General features: G+C 65.0%; 5 protein-coding genes and 1 pseudogene. All 6 read left to right on the forward strand.

What is annotated here, in order from left to right; genetic code table 11:
* Nucleotides 1–174: pseudogene (locus tag BLV60_RS34805) on the forward strand (alcohol dehydrogenase); the annotation flags it as partial.
* Nucleotides 175–238: 64 nt separating this feature from the next.
* Nucleotides 239–616 (forward strand): hypothetical protein, encoded by a 378-nt coding sequence (locus tag BLV60_RS33700; protein WP_093060121.1) that lies wholly within the window; start codon nt 239–241, stop codon nt 614–616.
* 16 nt (nt 617–632) lie between these two features.
* Nucleotides 633–1,301 (forward strand): PRC-barrel domain-containing protein, encoded by a 669-nt coding sequence (locus BLV60_RS33705; protein ID WP_093060123.1) that lies wholly within the window; start codon nt 633–635, stop codon nt 1,299–1,301.
* A 52-nt stretch (nt 1,302–1,353) separates the two neighbouring features.
* Nucleotides 1,354–1,584: a hypothetical protein gene (locus BLV60_RS33710; RefSeq protein WP_093060127.1), complete on the forward strand. Its 231-nt coding sequence runs from the start codon at nt 1,354–1,356 to the stop codon at nt 1,582–1,584.
* A 7-nt stretch (nt 1,585–1,591) separates the two neighbouring features.
* The gene (locus BLV60_RS33715; RefSeq protein ID WP_093060125.1) at nt 1,592–2,815 is read left to right on the forward strand and encodes an SAM-dependent methyltransferase; all 1,224 of its coding nucleotides are present in this window, start codon (nt 1,592–1,594) and stop codon (nt 2,813–2,815) included.
* A complete protein-coding gene (locus BLV60_RS33720) occupies nt 2,799–4,160 on the forward strand; it encodes an FAD-binding oxidoreductase (RefSeq protein ID WP_256329698.1) in 1,362 nt (453 codons plus the stop codon). The genes BLV60_RS33715 and BLV60_RS33720 overlap by 17 nt, the downstream gene beginning before the upstream one ends.
* The last annotated feature ends 278 nt before the right edge of the window (nt 4,161–4,438 follow it).

A 4,438-nucleotide genomic window follows, 5' to 3' on the forward strand; every position in this document is an offset into this window, starting at 1 on the left:
CGGCTGGTCGACACCGTGTCCACGCCGATGCTGCTGAAGACGGTGCAGTCCCACAAGGTGGACCCGGCCCTGCTGATCACGCACCGCTTCACGCTGGACCAGGTGCTGGATGCCTACGACACCTTCGGGCGCGCCGCCGAGACGCATGCGCTCAAGGTGATCATCGAAGCGTAGGGCCCTTGCGCCTGCCGGAATTTCCTTCCGTCTCTTCCATTTCCTCTTTTCAACGGGTTCTTCAATGTCGCTTTTTCATGCAGTCGCCTGGGTCGATCACCACGCAGCGCAAGTCCTTCAGTTCGACGCTTCGCAGGTTCTTGCGCAGCAGGTTAGGGAGCATGTCCACTGCACGCGACAGCATGGCAGCAACGTGCGCAGCGAACACGAGTTCTTCGGCGAGGTGTGCGATGCGATGAAGGGGGTTGCCGAGGTACTGGTTGCCGGCTCCCATACAGCGCAAGCTGACTTCCGTCACTACGTCGAGAAGCACCGCCCTGAGCTGGCGCAGCACGTCGTCGGTTGGGAGACGGTGGAGCACATGAGCACCAACGAGTTGGTCGCGCTGGCGCGTCGCTACTTCTCGGTGCATGCGGGCATGGCAACGCCCATGAAGACCTGATGAGTCGGGAGCACCCATGAAGACAACTGGAAACATCGTCGTTCTGGGCATGGCGCTCGCGCTCGCCGGTACTGCGGGCGCCCAGGTGGCAGGTACCAGGCGGCTGAGCTCCACGACAGCCGAATCCGAGCTGGTGATCGCTGGATGGAGCGCGAAGCAGAGCATCCTCGGACGGTCCGTGTACAACGCGTCGGGCGACAAGCTCGGCAAGGCGCTCGACCTGATCGTCGGCACCGACAAGCACGTAACCTTCCTGATCGTCGTCACGGGCAATCCCCTCGGAGCATCCAGGCGCCTTGTCGCCGTTCCCGCGGCGCAACTGCAGGTGCACGGAAGCCGCCTCGTGCTTCCGGATACGGACCGACTGTCGCTGGCTGCGCAGCCAGCCTTTGTCCATGCCCCCATCACCCGTACGCAGAGCACTATCGTCGAGCAGGCGCAGAAGGATGTGGACCGAGCCCGGCAGACCATCGCCCGGCTAGAGCGCATCTCTGCCCATCGCAGTGCGGAAGGCAGGGTCGACCTGGAACTGCAGATCCTCGCGCTGCGGCAGCGCCAGCAGGTCGTGGAAGACAAGCTGGCCGAAATGGAGGCCGCGGACGCGGCGCAATGGCAGGCCGTAGAAGCCGAAGTCGGCCAGGCCTCGGCGCGTCTGCGCAGTGCGATCCGCGGCGCACCGGCCTGACGAAGCATCGCCCGTGCCCAGAACGAACTTTCAGCTCATGGAGACATTTCTCATGCCCAACGACGCCTTTTCCATAACCCCGACGATCCCGACTGCATTCGGAGCCGGCTACCTTCAATCCGTGATGAATTGGCAGATGGCCGTCGGCAAGAGCATGTTGCTGGCGCAGCGCGAGCAATGGGAAATGCTGGCGGCCTGGCAGCGCTCGATGGGCGCGGTGCAGCGCGAACTCATGGACCAGTGGATCTGCCGCTTCGGCGGCGGCGTACCGCTGGACGGCTAGACGCGCGATGCTGTCCCTTCCACTGCGCAACATGCTCGACGGCATCGGCCAGCGCGCCGCGACGCGCTTCGCCGTTGTGATGCCCGACGGCAGCCGCCATGGCGTGGGCGAGGGCCCACCGGTCTTCACCATCACCTTTCATACCGAGGCAGCGTTGTTCGCCACGGCGACGCGCGGGCACATCGGTTTGATGGAGGCCTACTTCGACCAGGAAGTGGACGTCGAGGGCGATTTCGGCACCGCCCTGGCGGCCGGCATGGTCGCCGGCTTCGACCAGCAGGCCGGTGCGCTCAACGGCATCGAGAACAGCCTGCACGAGCTGCGCCACTCCAACCGGGACCCGGCCCATGCCAAGGCCAATGCACGCGCGCACTATGGCCTCGGCACCGGCTTCTACCGGCCGTGGCTCGACGATCCGCTGATGATGTACACCTGCGGCTACTGGCCCGAGGGCACCCGCAGCCTGGAGGAAGCGCAGCGCCGCAAGATCGACCACGTGTGCCGCAAGATCATGTTGAAGCGCGAAGACCGCTTCATCGACATCGGCTGCGGCTTCGGTGGTTTCATGTTCCGCGCGCAGGAAAAGATCGGCACCACCGGCGTCGGCCTCAACACCACCACCGAGCAGGTCGAATGGCTGCGCGACGAGATCGAACGGCGCGGACTGGAAGCCTCGCTGCAGGTGCGCGAAGCCGACTTCCGCGACGTCGACGAGCAGTACGACAAGGTCGTATCCATCGGCACGCTGGAGCACGCGGGCCGCGACCAACTGCCCGAGGTGATCCGGGCGCACGCGCAGTTCCTCAAGCCCGGCGGGCTCGGCATCCTGCACTTCATCGGCCACGTGGGGCGCTTCGATACGGAGCTCTTCATACGCAAGCACGTATTCCCCGGCGGCTGGATTCCCAGCCTGGCCGACGTGATCGTGGAAATGGAGCGCAGCGGCCTGGAGGTGCTCGACATCGAGAACCTGCGCCGGCACTACGCACCCACGCTCGATGCCTGGGCCGAGCGCTTCGAGACGCATTGGCCTGCCATACAGATCCTCGACCCGCAGCGCTTCGACGAACGCTTCCGGCGCATCTGGCGCACCTACCTGATCGGCTGCGCCGAGATGTTCCGCTCGCCGGTGGGCTACACGCATCTGTACCAGATCGTCTTCAGCAAGGGCAATGTGACGCCGCAAAGCTACCCGATGGGCAGGGAGCACCTGTATGAGCCGCGGCACTGAGGCGCTGGCCCACCAGGAACGCAAGAGCCGTCTCATGACGGCCATTCGCGAAGACGGCGCGGGGCCGGCGCCGCCGATCGCACTGGCCAAGCGCACTTCCAACTTGTTCCGCGACCGCCAGGCCGGCTCGAGGCGCCTCATCGACCTCGGCGATTTCAACCATGTCATTGACATCGATACCGCATGCAGCACGGTCGAGGTCGAAGGCATGGCCACCTACGAGGCCCTGGTGGCTGCAACGCTGCAGAACGGCATGATGCCGGCGGTGGTGCCTCAGCTCAAGACCATCACCGTGGGCGGGGCGGTGGCGGGCGTGGGCATAGAGGCAACGTCGATGCGCCAGGGGCTGGTCCACCACTCGATGCTGGAACTCGACGTGCTGCTGCCGGACGGCCGCATCGTCCACTGCACCCCCGACAACGCGCATCGCGACCTGTTCTTCGGTTTTCCGAATTCCTACGGTTCGCTCGGCTATGCACTGCGGCTGGTGCTGCGCACGCTGCCCGTGCAGCCCTATGTGCGCGTGGAGCACATCGCATACGAACATCCCGAGGAGTTCTTCGCGGCGCTGGCCGAGGCCTGCGAGGGCGATGCCGACTTTGTCGACGGCGTGGTGTTCGGCCCCCGGTCGATGGTGCTGAACATCGCCCGCTTCGAGAACACCGCCCCCTGGCTGAGCAACTATGAGTTCGAGCGCATCTACTACCGCTCGCTGCTGGAGATGCCGGTCGACTACCTCAGCGTGCACGACTACCTGTGGCGCTGGGACACGGACTGGTTCTGGTGTTCGCGCAACTTCGGCGCGCAGAACCCGCTGGTGCGTCGCCTGTTCGGCCGTGAGCACCTCAACTCCCGTACCTACACGCGGCTCATGCGCATGAATGCCCGCTGGGGCGTGACAAGGCGCATAGCAGCATGTCACGGGCTGCACACCGAATCCGTGATCCAGGACGTCGACGTCCCGATCCGCTCGGCGCCGGCCTTCCTGGACTTCCTGCAGCGCGAGATCGGTATCCTGCCGGTCTGGATCTGCCCGTTGCACGTGCCGGACCCTGGCGCCTGCTTTGCGCTGTACCCGCTCGACGCGGGCACGCTGTACGTCAATTTCGGCTTCTGGGATGTGGTCGAGAGCCGCGAAGCGCATGAAGCGGGGCACTTCAACCGCCTGGTCGAACAGGAAGTGTTGCGCCTGGGGGGCATCAAGTCGCTCTACTCGGACAGCTTCTTCACCCGCGAGGAATTCGACAGCGCCTACGGCATGGGCACCTACACCATGCTCAAGCGCCGCTACGACCCCGAAGGCTGCGCACCGCACCTGTATGACAAGTGCGTGCTGAAGCACTGACCCGGCGTTGGTTTGATCGCCGTCAACCCCCGCGCGCTCCCGGCGCACGAACATCTGTCTGACGTCAATTTCCTGCGCCAGGACGCGGCGCACCACCTTGTGGGAGCATCCATGAATTTCAAAACCATATTCGTTCACCTGGACCACTCGGTCCGCAGCCCCGTGCGGGCCGCGATGGCGGCTCAGTGGTCTCGAGTGCACGAGAGCCACCTGGTCGGGCTGGTGCCCACGGGCCTGTACGACGGCGTGATTCCCGCCGACGCCATCGCCACCGGCAT

Source organism: Variovorax sp. YR634, from assembly GCF_900106655.1.
GTDB lineage: Bacteria > Pseudomonadota > Gammaproteobacteria > Burkholderiales > Burkholderiaceae_C > Variovorax.

Bases quoted from the DNA above. Each gene is read 5' to 3' on its own strand.
- BLV60_RS33700 (WP_093060121.1), top strand. From the start codon at position 239: ATGTCGCTTTTTCATGCAGTCGCCTGGGTCGATCACCACGCAGCGCAA.
- BLV60_RS33715 (WP_093060125.1), top strand. From the start codon at position 1,592: ATGCTGTCCCTTCCACTGCGCAACATGCTCGACGGCATCGGCCAGCGC.
- BLV60_RS33705 (WP_093060123.1), top strand. From the start codon at position 633: ATGAAGACAACTGGAAACATCGTCGTTCTGGGCATGGCGCTCGCGCTC.
- BLV60_RS33710 (WP_093060127.1), top strand. From the start codon at position 1,354: ATGCCCAACGACGCCTTTTCCATAACCCCGACGATCCCGACTGCATTC.
- BLV60_RS33720 (WP_256329698.1), top strand. From the start codon at position 2,799: ATGAGCCGCGGCACTGAGGCGCTGGCCCACCAGGAACGCAAGAGCCGT.